The sequence below is a fragment of the Acidovorax sp. KPB24-03 genome, assembly GCF_057546605.1.
The window spans coordinates 1-5002 of record NZ_BAAJYR010000250.1; the positions used below are offsets into that span (position 1 = coordinate 1).

3 protein-coding genes and 1 pseudogene are annotated in these 5002 nt (G+C 68.9%); all 4 read right to left on the minus strand.

Going from position 1 to position 5002, the window contains the following annotated elements; all coding sequences use genetic code 11:
- Positions 1 to 1212 (minus strand): annotated as a pseudogene (locus tag AC27KI_RS18410) (type VI secretion system Vgr family protein); the annotation flags it as partial.
- 274 nt (positions 1213 to 1486) lie between these two features.
- The gene (locus tag AC27KI_RS18415; RefSeq protein WP_284431123.1) at positions 1487 to 2170 is read right to left on the minus strand and encodes a type 1 glutamine amidotransferase domain-containing protein; all 684 of its coding nucleotides are present in this window, start codon (positions 2168 to 2170) and stop codon (positions 1487 to 1489) included.
- 182 nt (positions 2171 to 2352) lie between these two features.
- Entirely contained in the window at positions 2353 to 3516 is a 1164-nt protein-coding gene (locus AC27KI_RS18420; RefSeq protein WP_487115145.1) for an iron-containing alcohol dehydrogenase, read from the minus strand.
- Between the two features lie 700 nt (positions 3517 to 4216).
- Positions 4217 to 5002: Bug family tripartite tricarboxylate transporter substrate binding protein (locus AC27KI_RS18425; protein WP_487115147.1), on the minus strand; the 786-nt coding region annotated here is incomplete at its 5' end.

Here is a 5002-nt window from a genome sequence, read left to right on the forward strand (position 1 = left end):
CGCCCACCCGGTCCCAGTGGAACTGCACCTTGACGCGCCCGTACTGGTCGGGCCAGATCTCCTCGCCCGGCGGGCCGACGAGACGGCGGTCTGCGGGCCGGTGGTCCTGGGTTTCGGCGTGGTGCGCGCGGGGGTGTAGGGCACGCTGGTGGGCTGGGCCAGCAGGGTGAACCGCTGGAACGAGCCTTCTTCCTGCGCCGTGCCCTTGGGGCCCGGGGCCGCAGCGCTGACCTGGGGGTTTTCCTTGAAGTGGTATTCCAGGCCGGTGAGCAGGTATTGCTGGTTCTGGTCCTCGCGCGGGTAGTTCTCCAGCGTGAAGGTGTAGCCCGGGGCGAGCGCCCGGTGGCGCGACTGGCCCCGCACGGTGCTGTGCCCGGTGAGGCTTTCCTGCAGCCGCACCCGGGCATAGGCTTCGCCGTCACCGAATTCGGTGTAGCCGCCCGGCCATTCGTAGATTTCGTGGGCGTCGTGCGCATGCCCCGGCGGGGTCTGGCGCATGTTGGACAGGTCCGCGCGCGGCTTCTTGAAGTCGTAGTCGTCGTTGTAGTGCCGCCCCGAATGGATGGCCTGGTGCAGCTCCCAGGCGTGGATGTTCTCTTTGTCGGCAACGGCGGCCTTCTCGGGCGGGTAGAAGGGGATGACGGCGGCCCCGGGCAGCGGGCTGTGCGAGGCGACGATGTCGTCGGCCAGGGTCAGGATGTGCTGGCCGGCGCTGTGCTGGTGGTAGTAGTAGATGCCCTCATGCTCCATCAGGCGCGAGACGAAGGCGCAGTCGGTCTCGCCGTACTGCACGCAGTAGTCCCAGCTGCGATACGCCCGCGTGAGCCGCTTTTGCAGGGGGTGGCCGTATTTGCCGAGCACCTCTTCGATGATGTCGGGGACGGTCTTGTTCTGGAATATCTTGAAGTCGCTCTTGCGCGTGGCCAGCCACAGCCAGGGCTGCAGGCGCAGGCGGTAAGAGTAATACCGGTGGTCTTCGCCTTGCAGGCCGAAGCGGGTGACGATGCCGTCCAGGTAGCGCCGGCCGCCGCCTTCGGTCTCCACCTCCACCGTGGCGTGCTTGCCCAGCAACGCCTTGGGGTCGAGGGACTTGCTCTCGCTCAGCAGATCCACATCCAATACAAACAGCTCGCTCAAGGATTCCTTGCCCTGCAAGCGGCGAAACTGCAGCTGTTCTCCCAATGGCGTTTGGATCGTGACGCGGCGTGTCATCGTGGGCAGACCTTCACACAGGCTGTGGCATTGAAACGACGGTCATCATATCCCGGCATGCGAAAAGCCCTGCTCGCCGGCTGCCCATCCATGGCAGCAGCAGGAGCTGCGCAGCAGATGCGGAAAGCGGCCCCATTCGCTCATCCATTTTCCGCACCAGCAACGCACTGTTGCAGTGCCGTTTTGCACCGGCACGCCGCCCCTCGCCGTGGGCCGGCGCCGCTGCAGCGCGCTTGAATCGGAGCCGCCTGCCCCTGCAGGCAAGCAGCCCGGCTCAGCCCAGCAGCTTGAGCAGCGCGTGCGCCGCCGGCTCGGACGATGCGGGGTTCTGCCCCGTCACCAGCAGGCCGTCGGTCAGCACGAAAGGCGCCCAGTCGGGGCCCTTGGCGTATTGGCCGCCGCGCTCCTTCAGCATGTCCTCCACCAGGAAGGGCACGATCTTGGTGAGCTGCACGCCCTCTTCCTCGGTGTTGGTGAAGCCGGTCACCTTGCGGCCCTGCACGAGCGGCTGGCCGCCCACCGTCTTGGTGTGGCGCAGCACGCCGGGCGCATGGCACACCAGGGCCAGGGGCTTGCGGTCGGCGAACGTGTTCTCGATCAGCGCGATGGAATGAGCGTCTTCCGCCAGGTCCCACAGCGGGCCGTGGCCGCCGGGGTAGAACACGGCGTCGAAGTGGTCGGGGTTCATGCCGGACAGGGGCAGCGTGCTGGCCAGGTGCTTCTGCGCCTCGGTATCGGCCTTGAAGCGGCGCGTGGCGTCGGTCTGCGCATCGGGCTCGTCGCTCTTGGGGTCCAGCGGAGGCTGCCCGCCCTGGGGCGAGGCCAGCGTGATCTCGGCGCCTGCATCCTGGAACACGTAGTAGGGCGCGGCGAACTCTTCGAGCCAGAAGCCCGTCTTTTTGCCGGTGTCGCCCAGCTGGTCGTGGGAGGTGAGGACCATCAGGATTTTCTTTGCCATGGCGGTGCTTTCAAAGGGAGATCAGAAAAAGAGGAGAAGCGCCAGCGAAAGCGCCTGCCCCCAGATGGGGCCGGCACCGCCGAATGGAAGAGGGGGCCCGCAAAGAACGGGCGCGGGCGCAGACGGTAGCCCGCCGCCTATGGCGCGCGCTCCGCGGGTTGGCAGGGCCTTGCCGGGCCCGTTCAGAGCGCCGCTTCGAGCACGCGGCGGCTCACCTCGGGCGTCACGTCGCGGTGCTCGCCCAGCCGCACCATGCCGTGCGCCTCCAGTTGCGCCACCAGCGTGGCCACGCTGTCCGCGCCCACGCCGTAGGCCGACAGGCGGGTGGGAATGCCCATGCGCTCGAAGAAATCGCGCGTGGCGGCGATGGCCGCGTCGATGCACTCGTCCTCGGTGCCGGCGCGGATGCCCCACACGCGCTCGCCGTACTGCAGCAGCTTGGCGCGCTTGGCACCGCGCTGCGCCTGCAGCAGGGACGGCAGCACCACGGCCAGCGTGCGCGCATGGTCGATGCCGTGCAGCGCGGTGATCTCGTGGCCGATCATGTGCGTGGCCCAGTCCTGCGGCACGCCCGCGCCGATCAGGCCGTTGAGCGCCAGCGTGGCGGTCCACATCAGGTTGGCGCGGTCGTCGTACACCGGCTCGGGCGCGGCCAGGATGCGCGGCCCGATCTCGATCAGCGTCTGCAAAATGCCCTCGGCGAAGCGGTCCTGCACCGCGCCGTTGACGGGGTAGGTGAGGTACTGCTCCACCGTGTGCACGAAGGCATCGACCACGCCGTTGGCCAGTTGCTGCGGCGGCAGCGTGTAGGTCTTGGTGGGGTCGAGCACCGAGAACACCGGATAGGTGTGCGGGCTGCCGAAGGCCAGCTTGGCGCCCTTGGCGCGGTGCGTGATCACGCCGCCGTTGTTCATCTCCGAGCCCGTGGCGGGCAGGGTGAGCACCGCGCCGAACGGCAGCGCGCGGGCCACGTTGCTGCCACGCTTTTCCAGGATGGCCCACGGGTCGCCGGCCTCGAACGGCACGGCCGCGGCGATGAACTTCACCGCATCGATCACCGAGCCGCCGCCCACCGCGAGCAGGAAGTCGAACCCGCCCTCGCGGATCTGCGCCACGGCGTTCATCGAGGTTTCATAGCTCGGATTGGGCTCGATGCCCGCGAACGTGGCGTGCTGCCGGCCCCCCAGCGCCGCCCGCACTTCGGCCAGCGTACCGGTCTTCTCGGCGCTGGCGCCGCCCACCAGGATCAGCACCTTGGCCTGTGCCGGCACCAGCCGGTCCAGGTCGGCGATGCGGCCTTTTCCGAAGGCGATGTGCGTGGGGTTGTGGAAATCGAAATTCAGCATGGGGTTTTTCTCCAGGGGGGAAGTGATGGGTTGGCGTGGTGCGCCAGGCGCCAGAGCAGGGCCGCCGTCCCGGCCTGCGGACGATCAAGGAGCCGCTCCGTCTCTCCTGGCGCGGCAATCTGCCGGAGGTGGGGGCGAACGCCCGTTTGTAAAGCATCCAGTGGCACTGGCGCTCGCCGCGGCCCAGCCAGGATCGGGGCACGCCTGCCTGGGTCGCCAGCGCTACCGCACGACCGCCGGGAAACGCGGCACCCGGACGGCGACGCCCACGCGTCGGCACGCCTGCCGGATACGGTCTACCCAGGCCCGGGTCACAAGGTAGGTGCTGCCGCCCACCGCGTCCATCCAGATCGTGTCGCGCTCTGTGGGATGCGCGGCGTCAGGGGGCAGCCGCTCTTGCACAAAGCAGAACCGGTTTTCGTGCCGGTTGCGGTGGAGCTGGCGCGGGAAAGCCTGCGGTGCAGCACCTGCCGGGCCGGCACCGAACCCCACCAACGCAGCGGTCGCCAAGATGGACCGACCTGCGCGAAGCCATGCCAGCCGGAATTCGGTGGCGGGGCGCTGGCGAGACATCGAATGCATGGCGAAGCGGCGTCAAAAAAGAAGGGGCGCGGTTTAAGTGCCGCCCCGTTGCCGGATTCACCCCTTGCCCACGCGAACGCGCACGCGTCGCTGGGCACCCGCCGCGATCGGCGCGCCCTCAATCCAGCTTCACCCCCGCCGCCTTGATGATCTCCCCCCACCGCTTGGCCTCCGCGCGGGCCATCGCGCGGAACTGCTCTGGCGTGCCGGCCAGGGGCTCCATGCCGAAGTCCTGCATGCGCTTGACCACCGGCGGGCTGGCCAGGGCCTTGTTGACCTCGGTGTTGAGGCGGGTCACCAGTGCGGGCGGCAGGCCGGCGGGGCCGAGCACGCCCTGGAAGGCATAGACCTCGGTGTTGGGCACGCCGGCCTCGGCCAGCGTGGGCACGTCGGGCAGGCCGGGCACGCGCTTGGCCGAGCCGATGGCGAGCGCCCGCACCTTGCCGGCCTGGATCACCGGCAGGCCGGCGGCCAGGTCGAGGAACATGCAGGGCACCTGCCCGCCCATCACGTCCTGCAGCGCAGGCGCGGCGCCGCGGTAGGGGATGTGGGTCAGGAAGGTCTGCGTGCGGTTCTTGAACATCTCCATCGCCAGGTGGTGCGGCGAGCCGTTGCCCGGTGAGGCGTAGTTGAGCTTGCCCGGGTTGGCGCGCGCGTAGGCCAGCAGGTCCTTGACGGTCCTGGCCTCGAAGGCCGGGTGCACCACCAGGGCGAGCGGAAAGCGGCTCAGGCCGGCGATGTAGGTGAAGTCCTTTTCCGGGCTGAACGGCAGCTTGCTGAACAGGTGCTCGTTGTAGGCCAGCAGGGCGTTGTCGGCCGACATGAGCGTGTAGCCGTCGGGCTTGGCGGTGGCGACCATCTGCGCGCCGATGTTGGTGGAGGCGCCGGGGCGGTTGTCCACCAC

What these genes read in the sequence shown, in the direction of transcription:
- AC27KI_RS18415 (WP_284431123.1), bottom strand. Translation starts at nt 2,170, where the DNA reads ATGGCAAAGAAAATCCTGATGGTCCTCACCTCCCACGACCAGCTGGGC.
- AC27KI_RS18420 (WP_487115145.1), bottom strand. Translation starts at nt 3,516, where the DNA reads ATGCTGAATTTCGATTTCCACAACCCCACGCACATCGCCTTCGGAAAA.